Below are 16,062 nucleotides of genomic sequence, written 5' to 3'. Positions count from 1 at the left end.
GCCTTCCTTTCCGTTGCTTCTTGAGCCTACCGTTCTATCTCGCGTACCGGCACGCAAACGCGCACCTTGTCGCCGTATAGGGAGTTGACCTCCACGTCCACGTGGTAGATGGCGCTTACCAGCTCCTTCGTGATGACCTCTTTGGGGTCGCCGAAGGCGTGCACGCGGCCCTCGTTGATGACGAGGGTGCGGTCGGAGTAGAGAAAAGCCTGGTCAGGCTGATGGGTTGATTGCACGATGCTCATGCCTTCGCGAGCAAGCTGACGTACGGTGGACAGCACGCGCACCGTGTTGCCGTAGTCCAGCGCGCTGGTGGGCTCATCCATGACGATGGTGCGCGCATTCTGGGCGATGGCGCGCGCGATAAGGACCAGCTGCTTCTCGCCGCCGGATATCTGCGTGTAGGGGCGGTGTCCCAAATGCGCCACGCCCACGCGCTCGAGCGCTTCCCAGGCGCGGTCCGTATGCTGGCGTTTCGGCGTTCCGAACAGCCCGACGTCGCCTCCAGCGCTCATGAGCACCACGTCGAGCACGTCGTAATCGTACGTGGACGAGTGCGACTGCGGGATGTAGGCCACCTCGCGCGCCCGTTCGCGAACGGGGAGGTCGCGCAGGTTCTTTCCATTCACGGTGATCTCGCCTGTCCAGGCGGCGTTCAGGCACAGGATGCAGCGAAACAACGTGGATTTCCCTACGCCGTTGGGTCCCAGCACGTTCACCAGCATGTTGTCGGGGATGGAGAAGCTGACGTTGTGCAGCACCTCGCGGCTTCCGTAGGAAAAGCTCAGGTTCTTGACGTCGATGCTCATAGCTTCTGCTTCTTCCGGGTGATGAGGTACAAGAAGAACGGCGCGCCTACGAATGCGGTCAGTATGCCGATGGGTATCTCCGCGGTTGCGACCAGCCGGGCGATGTCGTCCACTATCAGCATGAAGCTGGCGCCCATGAGCATGCTCGCCGGCAGCAGTTTGCGGTAGTCGCAGCCGATGACCATGCGGGAAAGGTGGGGGATGACCAGGCCGACCCATCCGATCATGCCCGATACGGCTACGCTGGAGGCGGTGATCAGGGTTGCCGCCAGAATGACGATGAGCCGTGTTCGACGCGCGTTCACGCCCATGGTGGAAGCTTCGTCGTCGCCCATGGTCAGCACGTTGATGCGCCAGCGCAGGGCGAACAGCGCTCCCAGCCCGACTGCCATGGGGATGGCCGCCAGGGCCATGTCGCTCCACTTGGCTCCGGTCAGGCTGCCCATGAGCCAGTACGTGATGGCGGCAAGCTGGTTGTTGGGATCGGCTATCAGCTTGGTGAACGAGACGCCCGCTGAAAACAGCGAGCTGACCATCACGCCCGCCAGCACCACGATGAGCAGGTGATTCCCTCGGGCTCGCGTGCCGATGAGCAGCACCAGCATCACGGCTGCGATAGAGAACAGGAAGGCGGAGGCGGAAACGCCGAACGCGCCCATGCCCAGCAGAATGGCGCACGCCGCTCCGAACGCCGCGCCTTGCGACGCTCCTAGTATGTCGGGCGATACGAGCGGGTTCTGAAACGTTCCCTGGTAGGCTGCGCCCGCTGTGGCAAGGCTGCATCCCACCATGACGGCCAGCACTATGCGCGGCAGGCGCACTTGGAAGAAGAGCGTTTCCTGCTGCGGAGTCCAGAACGGATCCACGGGAAAGGCTAAGTTGGCTAGCATTCCCACTGCTTCTACCGGCGTGATGGGATAGCGACCCAGCATGAGCGAAGCGAGCGCGCTTGCTATGAGCAGGATGCCGAGCGCGAGCAAGAGGGCGTTGGCGCGACGCGCGTTTCTTCGGGATGCGCAGCGGGCGGCGCGCATCCCGGGATCAAGGTCACGGCTGCTGTTCGCCTCTTTGCCAGGCGCGGTCGCCTTCGATGCGTCGGGCGGGTCGTTGAGCTCTCGTGTCTTCATAGTCCCCCAATGAAGAATAATATTGTTTCTCAAATATATACTAGAATGAGAATATAATCAAACAAATATAAATGGTGCCGAAGCTGGCGCGCGGGCTGCCTGAGGCGGGTTGGGGGTCGGTAGCGGAGGGTCGGCGGGGCGCGGGTCGTGCGGGAGGGCGGTCCGTGCTGCGTCCGGAGCGGGTGGGGGGGGGGTTGCGCGAGCGGGCGGCCGAGTAGTTGGTCGAGCGGGCGAAACGGGCGGGGGCGGCCCGACGAGCGATCGGTCTGCGTGGGCGAAACGGGTGGGCCGCCGACCGGCACGGGGGGCCGGATGATGCTGCCGGCCCGCTTCGCGCCCCGATTTCTCCTTCAGCAGAAAATTATGCGATCCGTGGTAGGTTTTGACGGTTTGGGGTCGTTGGGTTGGCTGATCGATCTTGCTTGTATGTGGGTCTATTGCGTTTCCGCAGGTGAGCGAGGTGACGTGAAGCTAAGTGTGCAAACCCGCACGCCCAGCACCTGTCAGGACGACCTCAAACCGTCAAAACCTACCACGGATCGCGGTTTTTCTTGCGCGCCGTCTTCGTGCGCGACGGGCGCAGCGCTTGCTCGCGCGCTCGTCCAGGGCAAGCCCGCACCGCGCTGCCCTCGCGTGCGGCGGACGGCGTGCTTGAGGGTTGCCCCACGGTGCGCGAGGTGGGATCTTGCTACGCGAGCTCCCGCGTGATCGACGTCATTTGGAGCGCTTCGCCGAAGAACTGCCCGGCTCCGCTCTTCACGGCGAAGCGGGCTTTCTCGGGATCGGCTACGACGCTGCCGGCCAGCATGTCGACGCCGCGGTCGAACAGCTGCGTCGACATGACCACGCTCGGGCCCACCATGACGGTGGTCGCGCTCTTCGCCAGGTCCAGCAAGCGGGGCGCGGTCTTGTTGATGATGGTCACGCCCGTTACGAACGCGTAATCGGCCAGGGGGACGACGTATTCGCAGGCGGGGTCGGGCGTGTCGAGCGGCTGCGAGCAGTTTCTTTCGAGCACCGTTAGATTGGCGTATTCGGCAATGCGGTCGACGTGGGGAAAGTGCCCGACCACCACGACGTTGGCGTTGCCTTGCGCCGCGATGCGCGGTCGGTACAGCTCGAACGCGTCTTTGCTTCGCACGGTTCCGTCCGGACGCTCGACGGGCTCGTCGTAGACGGCTCCCAGCGGATCGAGCAGGCGCTTCTGCGCGTAGTAGGCGTTGAGAGCCGCCACCCCAAGCGTGGCTTCCTCGAAGCACCATGACTTCGCAAGCTGGGCCATCGCGCGAAGCGAGCATCCGCGCAAATCGTTCTTGGCCTGGCGCCTCGCTCCGCCTTTGCAGGTGAAGCTCACGCCCATGCCGCAGTCGGCCTCCACGTACGACCAGTGCGTTCCCAAACAGTAATCGCGCACGGCAAGATCTTCGGGGATCCCTTCGATCAGCAAGTCGTAGAATTGCCACGGGGATCGGTTTTCCAGCGTGCCGGAGGAATCGCCCGTCTCCGCTTCGCGTGCGTTCGAGCAGGTGCTGTTCTCGGAGCGTTCCATACGGCTCTCCTTGTTCGCAGGTTTTCGTGTCGAAGCGCCTTTGCGTGCAGCGCGTCGTTTATATTGTACCTATTGGCGTATAATACACCGTTGAGAAGAATCAAGGAAGGGGCGCCGACCATGCTGTTCCTGCTAACAGGCGACGTGCAGATAGGGAAGACCCGCTGGCTGGAGGCTGCGGTGAAAGGACTTGTCGCCCAGGACGTTGCGGTGGAGGGCGTCTTGGCCCCTGGCGTCTGGCGAGGGAGCGAAGCCGGAAAAGCCGCCGGTTGTTCTGCGGCGGTGGGAGCCGAAACTCTGGAAAAGATCGGTATCGACAACGTCTTGCTTCCGGGCGGCGAGCGGGTTTCCTTTGCCCGGCGGCGCGATCTGGCTTTGGCCGAAGGAACGTTTCGCGAAGAAAGCCAGAGCGCTCGCGCGAAGCTTGCCTGGGAGATATCGGACGATGCCCTTGCGCAGGTGAACGCTCATTTCGATAGGCTGAAAGCTGCTGATCCGCCGCACAGCCCAGGTTTGCTGGTAGTGGACGAGCTGGGGCAGTTGGAGCTGCTGCGCGGCGGCGGGCTGACGTCGGCCATGGACGTGCTTTCGCAGGGCCCTTCGGCCCGAAGCGCTCACGCCCTCGTGGTGGTGCGGGCGTGGCTGCTCGAAGCTGCTGCCGAACGGTTCGGCGATGTTTGGGGCGGTGCGAAGATGCTCGCTCCCGACGGCGAGGCTCGTTCGACCTTGCGTTCGGCATTCGATCTTGTTTGAGCAAACGATACCAAGTATCATCAAAATCGACCGATCGGTATTAGACGAGACAGGACCGCGGGCAGGCGCATCGCGGCGGGAAGGTGCCATCATGATCGATAAATCGGCCTTTCATAGCTTGAGCTATGGGCTCTACATCGTTGGCGCGCAGCATGAGGGAAAGCGCTTCGGATGCGTTGCGAACACGTTTCAGCAGGTGACGTCTTCCCCTATGCAGGTGAGCGTGACGTTGAACAAGGAAAACGCTACGACCGAAGCCGTGCTCGAGTCCGGTCGTTTCACGGCAACGTGCTTGTCCCAGGAGGCGACGATGGAGCTTATCGGCACCTTCGGCTTCCATTCGAGCGCCGATGTGGACAAGTTCGCTTCGTGCGAGACGGCCGAAGACGCGGCGGGCGTTCCCTACGTGGCCGAACAGTGCGTTTCGCGCTTCTCGGCGCGCGTCGTGCAGATCGTCAACCTGGGCACGCATATCCTATTTGTGGGCGAGGTGGAGGAAGCGGAGAAAACCTGCGCGGGCGATCCGATGACGTACGCCTATTATCACCTGGTCAAGGGCGGGAAAACGCCACCGAAGGCATCGAGTTACCTGGGCGAGGAGCCTGCTTCTGCGCCCGGTGAAGGCGACGCGAAGCCGAAGTTCGCTTGGCGATGCACGGTGTGCGGCCACATGGAGTACCTTGACGAGCTGCCGGAAGATTACGTGTGTCCCGTGTGCGGCGTGGGCCGGAACATGTTCGAACGGGTCGCCGTGTAGATCGAGGGATGCGGGGCGAGGCGAGGGCGGGTTTGCTCCGCCTCGCCCGCCCTGCTCGTTTTCCCTACGCGTTGCAACTGGATGCGGGGCAGCGGGCCTCGCATCCAGGGCATGCGTCGCCCGTCCTTTTCAGCTCCTTGGCAAGCAGCGCGGATTCCTTGCAGGCTTGCGTGATCAGCATCGAAAGGCCCCGGTACAGGTTGCTGTTCGATTTTTCCAGGATCAGGTCGCGCCAACCTTCCACCCAGGAGTTCGGGTGCTCTTCCAGAAAATCATGTTGATCGGACATCGCCCGCTCGAATCCTTCTTCGTTGCCGGCGTCGAGGCTCTCCTTTGCGATGCGCGCCAGATGCGCCGCAAACAGCAGTTCGGAGGCAAGATGGTCGTCCGGTTCGTGCTGAAAGCCCTCTACCTCCAGGTTGTATGCTCGGTACGCTGCTCGTACTTGCAGCGTTCGCTCCTGAAACACCATGCGCTCGCGGCTGAAGTGCACCGATTCCCAAAGGGGGGCGGCTACCTTTTGGGCGCCCACGAACAGGCGCGTGTAGTCGACGCGGACGGCTTCGAAGTCGCTGTCGGAAAAGGGCGTCGCGCAGGCGTCCATCCAGGCAAGGAGCAGATCCTGCGGCTGCCTTGCCCGCGCGCCGTCTACGAAGGGTATGGACTCGAACAGGCGCTCTTCGACGACGCGGGCGAAAAGATCGCGATCCGGCATGCCGTACAGCAGTCTTCCGAGCAGCGTGAGCAGGGCTTCTTCTTCTGCGAGCCTTGATCGGATGGCATCGGTGTCCATGTCGTCTCCTATCGAATCGTCGACGCAAGGGGCTTCGGGCGATCCGCAGCCCCTTGCGCGTTGGGATTATTGTTCAAGCGAGAGAGGCCGTCCTGCGCCCTCTTCGAACACAGCGTCTTTGTGCGTGGCGATCGCCACGTTGGGAAGCGTTTCCGACGAAGGGGGCAGCGGTTGCACGTCGGCAACCTTGCCGTAGGTGCTGCGGAGCTCTTCGATCTCGCCTATTGCCAGGGCGCGCTGCGGGCAGATTCCCACGCATGCAGGCTCTTCGCCAAGGGCGAGCAGATCTTTGCACAGATCGCACTTGCGCGATTTCTTTTCAGCTTCGACCAGCTGGCACGCGCCGTACGGGCAGGCTGCATTGCAGGTGCCGCACCCGATGCACTTCTCGGGATCGATGGTGACGATGCCCGTGTCCGCGTCCTTCGAGATGGCCCCTTGCGGGCATTTGGCGAAGCAGGCGGGGGAGTCGCAGTGCCCGCACGAGAACGATACCGAGTACGAGAACACGCCTTGCGGGGTGAAGCAGTTCAGCGCCTCGTCTTTCTCCCACGTTCCGCCGCACATCATCCGCACGCGGCGAAGCCGAGCGCCCACGTCGAGGTTGTTCTTGTCCTTGCAAGCGAGTTCGCAGGCCTTGCAGCCGGTGCACGAAGCGCTGTCGATGTAAAAGCCCATTTGAGACATGATTAGTCCTCCTTAAACACTTCGCGCGGTTCCCAGGTGTAATCGGGGGCGAGCGGCGTTCCCGTCCATTTCTCGACCTTCACGATGCAGCTGTTCCATGCCTGATGGCCGTATCCTACGCAGTTGGGGCCGTTCAGCACGTTGACGCTGCCGGCCATGTCGATGCCGGTCTCCTCGTCGATCTCCACCCACGAGCCTTGGCCGAGGCCCAGCACTCCGGGCATCATGATCTCGGTGACCAGCAGCGGGCGCAGGCTCTTGCCCCACTTCGAGGTGATGAGCACCGTCTGGCCCGTTTCGCACCCGATGTCCGCGGCGTCGAGCGGATTCATGTACAGCGGGTGGTCGAACGCCTCGCGCAGATTGGGGACGTCGGCGAACGAGGAATGCGAATGGCGCGGAATGTGCAGGCTGACCAGCTGATAGGGGTATTCGCCCTTCACTTTGCCAGCCCAATCGGAAAACGTCTCCTCGTATCCTTCGATGCCGGGTTCGTATTTGGCGATGGGCGGGATTTCGGTCCATCCGCATGCCTTTACGCGCGCGGCGGCGTTCGGCGAGCAGATCTCGAGCTTGCCCGTTTTCGTGGTGGCTATGGGATTCGCTTCGGGATCCTTGCGGAAGGCTTCCAGCACCACGTAATCCAGACCGTCTCCTTCGGAGCGCTCCACCGTGTAGATGCCGTCGCGCTTGAAGTCGAGGATGGGCACGCGACCTTCTTGGGGCTTGCCTTCCACGCCGAGTTCTTTCAGGTCGTCTTCCGTGACGCTGACCAGGTTCTCTACGCCGCTTCCATCCTTTTTGGTTGCGGTTGCGGCGGCAACCCAATCGAAGACCTGCTGCTTGAGCTCGAGCGGGCGCACTTGCTTCGGATCGACGCCGATGTGCTCTGACAGCTCTGCGGCAATGTCCACGTCGCTTTTGGCTTCGAACAAAGGCTCGCATACTTGGCTCGTCCACAGTACTTGCTCGCGATACGCTGCGGTGAAGTCTCCGTAGCGCTCCCATTGGGTGGTGACGGGCAAGACGATGTCCGCATAGCGGCAAGCCGTGGTCATCACGATGTTCTGGGCTACGACGCAGTCCATTTTGCGGTAGGCTTCAATGGCCAGCATGGTCCCCGGTGCCTGGTTGATGATGTTCTCGTGCGTATCGTAGATCATGTGCACGTTGCAGGGGCGCTTCTTGCCCAGGCCGGTGGTGAACTCGCCGGACAGAATGCCCGTCCATGCCTCGTTGATGTTGATGCGGTAATACGGCTCTTCGGGCAGCTTGTACATGCCGTTGGGCACGCCGTACTCGATGGAGTCTCCGCCGAGGGGGTTCCAGATGGGCGCGATGTTTCCCGACGTAGTCCATGAGGGCTCGCCGAGTATGGTGCCGCCCTGCAGCAAGGTCAGGTAGCCGCCCTGCAACCAGGAGTGGCCGGCGTCGGATCCGGTGCAGCAGCCCGGCTTGCCGATGCAGCCGGCCATGGCTCCAAGCGTCATGATGGCCTGGGGCCACGTGGTTCCGTTGGTGGTGCGCGACGGCGCGGGAGACATGATGATGGACACGCGCTCGGTCTGCGCGATCTGCAAAGCAAGATCGGTGATCACGGCGGGGCTTACGCCGCAGATCTCCGCTGCCCATTCCGGCGTTTTCGGCGTATTGTCGTAGGTGCCCAGCACATAGTCTTTGAAGTTGTCCTCGGGCGCCGCTCCTTCGGGCATGTGGTCTGCGTCGAATCCGACGGTGCAGCTGTTCAGGAAATCCCAATCGATGAGCGGCTTTGCAGCGGGGTCGTCGTGGGTCAGCAGCACGTAGGCCATGGCGATGGCAAGCGCCGTGTCGGTGCCCGGTCGCACGCCGACGAACTGGTCGGCAACGGCTTGGGCGGTGGCGTGACGGAAGATGTCTATGCAGATGAACTTCGTTCCCGCAGCTTTGCATTGCATGTAGTCGTAGGTGGGAAGGCCGGTGCGGCTCCAGGCGGGGTTCGATCCCCACAGTACGATGATCTGGGCCTTTCGCAAGTCCATGCGATCGTTCGTATCTTCGGCCAGGCCGTATATCTTGGCCATCGACCCCCATGCGCCCGAAGAGCAGGCGCCCCAGTGCTCCAGGTACCCTCCGTGCAGCGCCAGCATGCGCCCGATATCCCAGTTCCCGAACAGCGAGGCCACGTAGCCCGGCACGAATATCGCATCGTGTCCGTACGCGGAGGTGATGCGCTTGATCTCGCCGGCGATCAGCTGATACGCTTCATCCCAGCTGATGCGCTCCCAGTCGTCCTTGCCGCGCAGCGCCCCGTTGGCGTTGTCGCCGCCACCGGGCTGCCAGCTTTTGCGCTTCATGGGGTACTTGATGCGATCGGCGCCGAATACCATGCCGCGCAAAGCCCGTCCGCGGGCGCACGACCTGAGCTGCGGGCAGTCGGGGGAGTCCGCGTGGGTTTTGTCCGTTCCCATGCGGACGCAGTCGCCGTCCTGCACGAACACCTTGTTGAAGCCTTTGCTGCCGCAGTCCGCCCAGCAGTTGCAGGGGATCCAGGTTCCTTCCGATGCCCCCTTCGCCGCTTCTCCTTCCGGCTTTTGGTTGAATCCTGCGCAGCCGGTCGTGCCGAGCGCGGCGGTTCCCGCTACGGCGACGCCCGTCCATTTGAGCAGGTTTCGACGGGTGATGCTCGATCTTGCTTCCGCCGTTTCGTGCGTCGATGCTCCCATGTTCCCTCCTATCGTCGTGCGGCCGCCCCCTTGCTGCGGCCGCTCCAACCCCTTGCAGGGTTCGCGAAGATCATAGAGACGACGGTGCTGCGGTGCCAATGGCCGAAGGCTCTGTATTGCAGAACGGATCGGAATGGAAGCATGCGAGCCGAATTCGGCTTGTTTTGCGGTTTCGATTATTCTCGAAACGGATGGTCGTATTAGCAAATCAACGAAATCGGAAATAAGGAGCCCGCTTGCGGGGCATCGCTCGCGTCGATGCTAGAATGGAGCGCGAGGGGAGGGAGTTTCGGCTCTTGGAGCCGGAGTGCCGCCATGCAGTATTTCGACAGACAGATCGGGCAGGACGACCTTGCGCGGCTCATCGCCGACCTCGCTTCCGTGCGTGCGGAAAAGGACAAGGTCAACCGAAAGAAGCGCTCGGGGGCGCCCTACGAGCCCAAGTTGCTGTGCCCGCGCAACTTCGTTTTGAGCAGCGAGACGGCTGCGGTTGTCGCTCGCGCGGAGATCGCGGTGGCGAAGTCCGACTGTCTGGTCGAGGGGTCGGCCTATCCGCTGCGGCGCTTGCTGTCGCGCGTGGAGGGCGTGGCTTCGGTGCGCACTAACGGCGTGAAGCCGAGCTACCGGGCGTGTTGCTATCTGGACCTTGGCTCCTGGACGCATGCGCCGGCGGGTTCTGCCCGGCTTGTCAAGAACGCAGGCCGCATGCATGCGGGCTGCACGTCGGCTCAACTTGATGCTTCGTACGCCGCTCATTTGGTGGAGGGCGCAGTGAACTTCATACTTTCCGACGTTTCTCAAGACGGCGATATAACGGTCGCGCATCTGGAGGCTTTGTACCGCGGCATCAGCGAAGGGTCGTATTGGGAGAAGGAAGCCGGCCTTCGTTCATGGGATTATAATCATCGGCGCAGCCCCGACGTGGATCTTGACATGTATCGGCCTCCGACCGCGGCGCAGCTTCCTCGGTTCATGAAGGACCTCGTGCAGTTTTGCAACCGCAATTCGTATTCGCCTATAGCGCGCTCGGCCATCGCCCATTACCAGCTTGAGGCGACCAAGGCGTTCATGGCGGGATCCGACCAGATCGGTCGTATTCTGGCTATCCTGATCTGGCGCAAGGCGGGGCTTATCGAGCATTACATGCCCCCGTTCTCCATCACGCCGGCCATGACCACCATGCGCCATACAAGAAGGCTCGAACCGTATCTGACCGAGCATGATTTCGTGGATGCGGGCGAACTGCTTGCCGTGGACGAATGGGTGTACCACTGCGCGCGAGCCTGCGAGCTTTCCGTGCGCATCGCGAAGGTGTGCTGTCGAGAGGCGTCCGCTTTGACCGACTCATGGACTGCGCAGGTCAAGGGAAACGGGATAGAGTTGCGCAAGTGCGTGCGGAAGCTGATGAACGAGCTGATAGGAAGCCCGGTCGTCAGCATCCCCTTTGCAGCCGAGTTGATCGGAAGCAGCTTTTCCACCGCCGCGCGCGCTGTTTCCGATTTGGTGGAGGCGGGCGTTTTGCGTCAGATGGGAGGCGGCGGGCGCAACCGCGTGTTCGAGGCAGCCGAGGCGATCGCGCTGTTCACGCGGATAGAAGGCGCCTTTTTGCCCGAAACGCCGCTGTCGCGCGAATTCTTGATCGAGCAAAGCAAGGGAACGATCGCGTAGCCGGCAAGGCGGGGGCGGCAGGACGCTGCCTTGGCTTCCTGCCTTGCCTTGCCGGCTACGCTTCGGCCCCTTATTTGTTCCAGGCGAGGAACGCCCAGGTGACGGTGCGCGGCTGGCGCAGGCGCAGACGTCCTTGCGCAACGCCTTTCTTGTCGGGCTGCCCGGCGTGCTCGTTGTCCACGAGGTTGTCTTTCGCCCATGCGCGCAGCTTTTCGAGCGCGTTTTCGCGCACATCGTCGTCGACCAGGCCCGTTGCCGCGTCGTTCACCATGCGCGCGAACGCCTCGTAGGCGTCTTCGCGAGAGTCGAAGGTGTCCTCGCGGGCGCTTTCGATGTAGGACAGCTCGGGCTTGAGGCCCTCGTTCGCCAGGATGTTGAAGGCGTACAGGTAGTCGTGCCCCCTTACCTGGTCAAGGCCTATGTCGGCCAGCAGGCGCTCGTCGGTGCGCGGAGAGGCCCCGGTTGACAGCGTGATGCAGACGCGTCGGCGCGCCACGTCGGTCAAGCGCAGCAGCGAGTCGCGCAGGTCTGCGGTGGCGATGGACCGAGAAGCTACGGCAACGTCGGTCATGCCGGGACGCACGCCGAAGCTGGCCCAATCGTCCTCCCAGCTCATGCGCTTGGGAAACACCGTTCGCACGCCCAGCTCCGCAAGCTCTTCCCCCATGCGGTCGAGCATGCCCTGCGAGAAGTCGGCGGCTACCACCTTGTGCCCCGCCTTTCCCAGTGGAATGCAGAGCGCGCCCGTGCCGCATCCCATGTCGAACACCGTCTCGCCCGGTTGCACGTCCGCCAGTTCCAGAAATCGTTCGACGTAGGGGTTCGGCGCGTCCTTCGTGGAGAAGGTGGACGCGCGCTTGTCCCAGTACGAGGCATCGTCCACGCGGCGGCGCAGCTTCTGCAGCGCCTTCCATTCTTCGTTCCAATCGTGCGTGGTAAGCAGGGGGACGAACGGTTCCATGGCATGCCTTTCGCGTGAAGGGCCGCTTGCCCAGCGGGTGCGCAGCCGTCGGTTTCGGGTACTATGGTAAAGAACGATACCGCATCGCGCACGGGTGGAGTGCGTGAAAACGGATTATTTCTAACAGAGGAGTATTCGTCCTATGCACGTTGAACTGCTGTACCATACGCCCGATCCCGAGCGCGCCATCGCAACGGCCGCGCGCCTGTGCTACGCGCCCGTCGGCGCTGCCGAGCTCATGGAAACCATGCCCGAGGAGCGCGTGCGAAGCGTGCTTTCGACCATCATGGCAAGCGGGCATTTCTCCACGCTCGAACACGCCAGCTACACCTTCGCCGTAGACGGGGTGTCCCGCGCGCTCACGCACCAGCTGGTGCGCCACCGCATTGCCAGCTTCAACCAGCAAAGCCAGCGCTACGTGAAGTTCACCGACGGCCTGGCCACCGTCAAGCCGGAGAGCATCGCGGGCGATGCGCAGGCCGAAGCCGTGTTCGACCGGGCGATCGAGGCGGCTATCGAAGCGTACGAGAAGCTGCTGGCCGCCGGCATTCCCGCGGAGGATGCCCGCTACCTGCTGCCCAACGCCGCCGAAACGAAGATCGTCATCACCATGAACGTGCGCGAGCTGCTGCACTTCTTCTCGCTGCGCTGCTGCAACCGCGCGCAGTGGGAGATCCGCGACATGGCGCATCGCATGCTCGAGCTGGCGCGTCCGACCGCACCGTTCGTGTTCATGGACGCGGGCGCGCCCTGCATCCGCGGGAACTGCCCTGAAGGAAAGATGACCTGCGGAAACCCGTATCCGCGCGTGAAGAGGGGCTGACGTGGCCGAGCAGAAGAGCGATCTTTCGCGCGCGTTCTCGGAGGACGGCGCGGTCAAGACCCATGTGGGAGGGCAGGCCCTTATCGAGGGCATTATGATGCGGGGCCGGTACAACTGGTCGGTCGCCGTGCGCGAACCTTCCGGCGGCGTGTACGTGGAAGAGCACGACCTGGCGTCGGGGCAGGGCAAGAACGGCTGGATGTACTGGCCGCTCGTGCGCGGCTGCCGGGCTATGGTGGAGTCGCTCGTCCTAGGCTACAAGGCTCTCGAGATCGCGGCGCTGCACGCGTTCGCGGACGAATCGGACGAAGAGGGGGTTGCTGCCGAGGGGGTCGGAGGGGTCTGCCGCTCGGACAGTCCTGCTCGCACGAACAGCCCGCAGGGCTGTTCGGCTCGTGCGGAACTCGCTTCAGATCCCTCCGGCCCCCTCGTCGACGGATCTCCGTCGTCCGATTCGTCCGCTGGGAACCCTGCGGCCGATCTCGAGGGGCTTGGACCCTCGCTCGCTGGCGGGGGCGGGGAGGGCGGGGAGAAGGCGTTTTCCTGGAAGGACGATTTCGGGCGACCGGAAACGGTGATCGACGGGCTGGGCGCCCAGAGGACGCTTGACGTGGTGGAGGAGCCTGCTTCTTCCGCTCCCGTCCAGGACCCTGCGCCGAAGGACGTCGAGAAAAAGTCGTTCATGGACGAGGAAGTCGAATTCGGCAAGAAGGAGATGGCGGTGTCCATGGTGCTCGGCCTGGTGCTGGGCGTGGTGCTGTTCATCGTGGCGCCGGCGGCGCTCACGAACCTCATCGTGGGCGAGTACGATTCCAATACGGTGCTCTGGAACGTGGTCGACGGTTTGCTGCGCGTGCTCGTGTTCGTGTTCTACCTGTGGCTGATCGGGCGCATGCAGGACATCAAGCGCATGTTCGGCTACCACGGCGCCGAGCACAAGACCATCCACTGCTACGAGCACGGCCTGCCCCTTACGCCGGAAAACGCGCGCAGCTTCCCCCGCTTGCACGTGCGCTGCGGCACCGCGTTTCTCATCATGGTCATGATCATCGCCATCTTCGTGTACACGGTGACGCCCATCAACGCGCTCATCGACGCATGGGGCGTGGCCGACGGCGCGCCCAAGCTGGCGCTGGTCATTTTGATCCGCATCCTGCTCATGCCGGTCATCGCGGGCATATCCTACGAGATCACCGTGAAATGGGCGGGCAGCCACCCGGACAATCCCATCGTCAAGGTGGTTCTGTGGCCCGGCATGCAGATGCAGTACCTTACCACGCGCGAGCCTGACGACGGGCAGATCGAATGCGCTATTGCGGCCATGCAGCGCGTGCTCGAGCGGGAGGAAGCAGAGGACGCGAAGGCGAACGCCGCAGCGGAGGCTCCCACGCCTTCCGCGGCGTAGCGCCGGTTCGGCACGCGCGGTCAACGAACGAAAGGGCATATCTTGGGAGCGGCTATAACGGCGCAGGACCTTCGGAAGTCGTTCAGGCTTTCCGCGAAGCAGCGCAAGATCGAGCGAACGGACAGTCGGATGAAGACGGCTGTCGACGGCTTGTCGTTCGAGGTGCAGCACGGCGAGATCTTCGGGCTGCTGGGTCCGAACGGAGCCGGCAAGACCACCACGCTGCGCATGCTGGCGGCCTTGGTCAAGCCCGATCAGGGCGATGCGTTCATCGACGGAAAGTCGGTCGTGTCCGACCCCGTGGGCGTGCGCAGCTCTATCGGGTTTCTCACGAGCGACCTCAAGTTGGAGGACGTGTTCTCTCCCGATTACCTGTTCGACTTCTTCAGCGAGCTGCATCGCGTTGATCCCGCCGTGCGCGACGAACGCAAGCGCGCCCTGTTCGAGCGCTTCGGCATCGATCGTTTTGCGCAAACGAAGGTGGCCGATCTGTCCACGGGCATGAAGCAGAAGACCTCGCTTGCGGTGTCGGTCGCGCACGATCCGTCGATCATCGTGTTCGACGAGCCCACCAACGGCCTTGACGTCCTTACGGCCAAGACGGTCACGGACTTCTTGGTGGAAATGAAAGGGGAGGGCAAAACCATCTTGCTGTCCACGCATATATTCACCCTGGTCGAGAAGGTGTGCGATCGCGTGGGCATCGTGATCGACGGGCGCATGGCCGCATGCGGCACGCTGCCCGACGTCACGCACGGGCGCTCGCTCGAAGACGCGTTCTTCGATTTGTACGCGGCGGCGGTTCGGAGGGAATCATGAGCAACGGCGCTTTCACCATTACACGCAAGGAGCTTGCGAAGTTCTTCAGCAACCGCGTGTCCGCGCTGGTTTCCATCGTTTTGCCCGGTCTGCTGATATTCGTCGTGTGGACGGTGATGGGCGATGCGATGGGCAGCATGTTCCAGCCCGATGCCGCCAAACGGCCCGTGGTTGCCGTGGTGAACGAACCCGCCAGCCTTGAAGCGCTGGCGGACGCGGCGGGCATCGATGTCGTGAAGGAGGGTTCCTTGCCCGACGCCGATCGGATGCGCGAGGCCATCGAGCAAGGAGACGTCAAGGCGTTCGCCCTGTTCCCCGAAGGGTTCGACGAGTCCGTCGCGGCCTACGATCCCGCTTCGGGCACGGCGGCGCCTCGCGTGGAACTGTACCGCAATTCCACGGATCCCGATTCGGTGCAGGCGTTTTCCGCGCTCAAGGCCGCGCTCGACGCCTACGAGTCGTCGCTGTCGAACCGGTTCGACGTGAACGTCGGCGATGCGTCCTACGATGTTGCCGAAGAGCGCGACGTGGCCGGTTCCGTCGTGGTGTCGATCGTGCCCATGCTGTTGCTTATCTTGCTGTTCACCAGCTGCATGTCCGTGGCGGCTGAGTCGGTTGCCGGCGAAAAAGAGCGCGGCACCATGGCAACGCTTCTGGCGACGCCGGTTCGTCGGCGCGACATCGCATTGGGAAAGGTGCTCGCCGTGTCGATCATCGGCTTGCTGATTGCCGCATCGAGCGCGATCGGCATATTCGCGGGGCTGCCCAGCATCATGCAGGGCAGCGTGAGCATGAGCGTGTACGGCGTTTCCGACTACGTCTTGCTCACATTGGTCATCGCGTCCACGACGCTGGTCGTGGTCGTTCTCATCACGATGGTCTCGGCGTTGGCGCGCACGACCAAGGAAGCGTCCATGTACCTGACGCCGCTCATGATCGTGGTGATGCTCGTGGGCGCTTTGGGCATGTTCGGGGGCGCAACGCAGACGGAGCCGCAGTTCTACCTCATACCGCTGTACAACAGCGTGCAGTGCATGATCTCCATTTTCACGTTCGATTTCCAACCGATGAACGTGGCGTTGTGCGTAGCTTCCAACCTCGCGTACACGGGGGCGGGCGTTCTGGTTTTGCAGCGCATGTTCGACAGCGAGCGCCTGATGTTCGCGCGCTAGGCGCTTCGTCGTTCGAAAGAGAGCCGTTCGAGGG

At 62.9% G+C, this 16,062-nt stretch carries 14 protein-coding genes; 7 read left to right on the top strand and 7 right to left on the bottom strand.

All coding sequences use genetic code 11. From position 1 onward, the window contains the following. Positions 1 to 26: 26 nt before the first annotated feature. From ACTQZK_RS10240 to ACTQZK_RS10230, 3 genes are all read right to left on the bottom strand, one after another. Positions 27 to 809 (bottom strand): ABC transporter ATP-binding protein, encoded by a 783-nt coding sequence (locus ACTQZK_RS10240; protein WP_114567889.1) that lies wholly within the window; start codon positions 807 to 809, stop codon positions 27 to 29. After that, a complete protein-coding gene (locus ACTQZK_RS10235) occupies positions 806 to 1,936 on the bottom strand; it encodes a FecCD family ABC transporter permease (protein WP_258552759.1) in 1,131 nt (376 codons plus the stop codon). The genes ACTQZK_RS10240 and ACTQZK_RS10235 overlap by 4 nt, the downstream gene beginning before the upstream one ends. Positions 1,937 to 2,624: 688 nt before the next feature. Beyond that, a complete protein-coding gene (locus tag ACTQZK_RS10230) occupies positions 2,625 to 3,485 on the bottom strand; it encodes a Rossmann-like domain-containing protein (RefSeq protein ID WP_418830255.1) in 861 nt (286 codons plus the stop codon). A gap of 120 nt (positions 3,486 to 3,605) precedes the next feature. Between ACTQZK_RS10230 and ACTQZK_RS10225 the strand changes: the two genes are divergently transcribed. Continuing rightward, positions 3,606 to 4,238, top strand: a complete 633-nt coding sequence (locus ACTQZK_RS10225) for a hypothetical protein (RefSeq protein ID WP_114567919.1) — start codon at positions 3,606 to 3,608, stop codon at positions 4,236 to 4,238. A gap of 91 nt (positions 4,239 to 4,329) precedes the next feature. Then, positions 4,330 to 4,995, top strand: coding sequence for a flavin reductase (locus ACTQZK_RS10220; RefSeq protein WP_441899604.1), 666 nt, complete (start codon positions 4,330 to 4,332; stop codon positions 4,993 to 4,995). Positions 4,996 to 5,059: 64 nt separating this feature from the next. On the opposite strand, the gene ACTQZK_RS10215 is transcribed toward ACTQZK_RS10220, so the two are convergent. The 3 genes from ACTQZK_RS10215 to ACTQZK_RS10205 all read right to left on the bottom strand — a co-directional run bounded on the left by ACTQZK_RS10215 (position 5,060) and on the right by ACTQZK_RS10205 (position 9,180). Beyond that, positions 5,060 to 5,788: a TorD/DmsD family molecular chaperone gene (locus ACTQZK_RS10215; RefSeq protein ID WP_441899603.1), complete on the bottom strand. Its 729-nt coding sequence runs from the start codon at positions 5,786 to 5,788 to the stop codon at positions 5,060 to 5,062. A gap of 66 nt (positions 5,789 to 5,854) precedes the next feature. Then, the gene (locus tag ACTQZK_RS10210; RefSeq protein ID WP_216529818.1) at positions 5,855 to 6,475 is read right to left on the bottom strand and encodes a 4Fe-4S dicluster domain-containing protein; all 621 of its coding nucleotides are present in this window, start codon (positions 6,473 to 6,475) and stop codon (positions 5,855 to 5,857) included. A 2-nt stretch (positions 6,476 to 6,477) separates the two neighbouring features. Beyond that, positions 6,478 to 9,180, bottom strand: a complete 2,703-nt coding sequence (locus ACTQZK_RS10205) for a molybdopterin-dependent oxidoreductase (protein WP_441899602.1) — start codon at positions 9,178 to 9,180, stop codon at positions 6,478 to 6,480. Between the two features lie 315 nt (positions 9,181 to 9,495). On the opposite strand from ACTQZK_RS10205, the gene ACTQZK_RS10200 reads away from it, so the two are divergent. Beyond that, entirely contained in the window at positions 9,496 to 10,848 is a 1,353-nt protein-coding gene (locus ACTQZK_RS10200; protein ID WP_441899601.1) for a Fic family protein, read from the top strand. A 70-nt stretch (positions 10,849 to 10,918) separates the two neighbouring features. Here ACTQZK_RS10200 and ACTQZK_RS10195 read toward each other — a convergent pair whose 3' ends face one another. Beyond that, positions 10,919 to 11,809, bottom strand: a complete 891-nt coding sequence (locus tag ACTQZK_RS10195) for a class I SAM-dependent methyltransferase (RefSeq protein WP_216529799.1) — start codon at positions 11,807 to 11,809, stop codon at positions 10,919 to 10,921. Positions 11,810 to 11,951: 142 nt separating this feature from the next. Here ACTQZK_RS10195 and thyX point away from each other — a divergent pair, with 142 nt between their 5' ends. The 4 genes from thyX to ACTQZK_RS10175 are packed head-to-tail and all read left to right on the top strand — an operon-like array spanning position 11,952 to position 16,028. Continuing rightward, a complete protein-coding gene (gene thyX, locus ACTQZK_RS10190) occupies positions 11,952 to 12,632 on the top strand; it encodes an FAD-dependent thymidylate synthase (protein WP_216529800.1) in 681 nt (226 codons plus the stop codon). A 1-nt stretch (position 12,633) separates the two neighbouring features. Then, positions 12,634 to 14,037: a DUF1385 domain-containing protein gene (locus ACTQZK_RS10185; RefSeq protein WP_216529801.1), complete on the top strand. Its 1,404-nt coding sequence runs from the start codon at positions 12,634 to 12,636 to the stop codon at positions 14,035 to 14,037. A 42-nt stretch (positions 14,038 to 14,079) separates the two neighbouring features. Then, positions 14,080 to 14,856, top strand: a complete 777-nt coding sequence (locus ACTQZK_RS10180) for an ABC transporter ATP-binding protein (RefSeq protein WP_216529802.1) — start codon at positions 14,080 to 14,082, stop codon at positions 14,854 to 14,856. After that, positions 14,853 to 16,028, top strand: coding sequence for an ABC transporter permease (locus ACTQZK_RS10175; protein ID WP_216529803.1), 1,176 nt, complete (start codon positions 14,853 to 14,855; stop codon positions 16,026 to 16,028). Before ACTQZK_RS10180 ends, ACTQZK_RS10175 begins: the two co-directional genes overlap by 4 nt. Positions 16,029 to 16,062 lie beyond the last annotated feature (34 nt).

This window comes from Paraeggerthella sp. LCP19S3_G8 (genome assembly GCF_052119225.1).
GTDB classification, from domain to species: domain Bacteria; phylum Actinomycetota; class Coriobacteriia; order Coriobacteriales; family Eggerthellaceae; genus Paraeggerthella; species Paraeggerthella hominis.
Note: the sequence above shows the minus strand (reverse complement) of the source record. Positions and strands in the feature narration are given on the sequence as shown.

Coding starts and splice junctions, on each gene's coding strand:
- ACTQZK_RS10240 (WP_114567889.1), bottom strand. CDS start 809: ATGAGCATCGACGTCAAGAACCTGAGCTTTTCCTACGGAAGCCGCGAG.
- ACTQZK_RS10235 (WP_258552759.1), bottom strand. CDS start 1,936: ATGAAGACACGAGAGCTCAACGACCCGCCCGACGCATCGAAGGCGACC.
- ACTQZK_RS10230 (WP_418830255.1), bottom strand. CDS start 3,485: ATGGAACGCTCCGAGAACAGCACCTGCTCGAACGCACGCGAAGCGGAG.
- ACTQZK_RS10225 (WP_114567919.1), top strand. CDS start 3,606: ATGCTGTTCCTGCTAACAGGCGACGTGCAGATAGGGAAGACCCGCTGG.
- ACTQZK_RS10220 (WP_441899604.1), top strand. CDS start 4,330: ATGATCGATAAATCGGCCTTTCATAGCTTGAGCTATGGGCTCTACATC.
- ACTQZK_RS10215 (WP_441899603.1), bottom strand. CDS start 5,788: ATGGACACCGATGCCATCCGATCAAGGCTCGCAGAAGAAGAAGCCCTG.
- ACTQZK_RS10210 (WP_216529818.1), bottom strand. CDS start 6,475: ATGTCTCAAATGGGCTTTTACATCGACAGCGCTTCGTGCACCGGCTGC.
- ACTQZK_RS10205 (WP_441899602.1), bottom strand. CDS start 9,180: ATGGGAGCATCGACGCACGAAACGGCGGAAGCAAGATCGAGCATCACC.
- ACTQZK_RS10200 (WP_441899601.1), top strand. CDS start 9,496: ATGCAGTATTTCGACAGACAGATCGGGCAGGACGACCTTGCGCGGCTC.
- ACTQZK_RS10195 (WP_216529799.1), bottom strand. CDS start 11,809: ATGGAACCGTTCGTCCCCCTGCTTACCACGCACGATTGGAACGAAGAA.
- thyX (WP_216529800.1), top strand. CDS start 11,952: ATGCACGTTGAACTGCTGTACCATACGCCCGATCCCGAGCGCGCCATC.
- ACTQZK_RS10175 (WP_216529803.1), top strand. CDS start 14,853: ATGAGCAACGGCGCTTTCACCATTACACGCAAGGAGCTTGCGAAGTTC.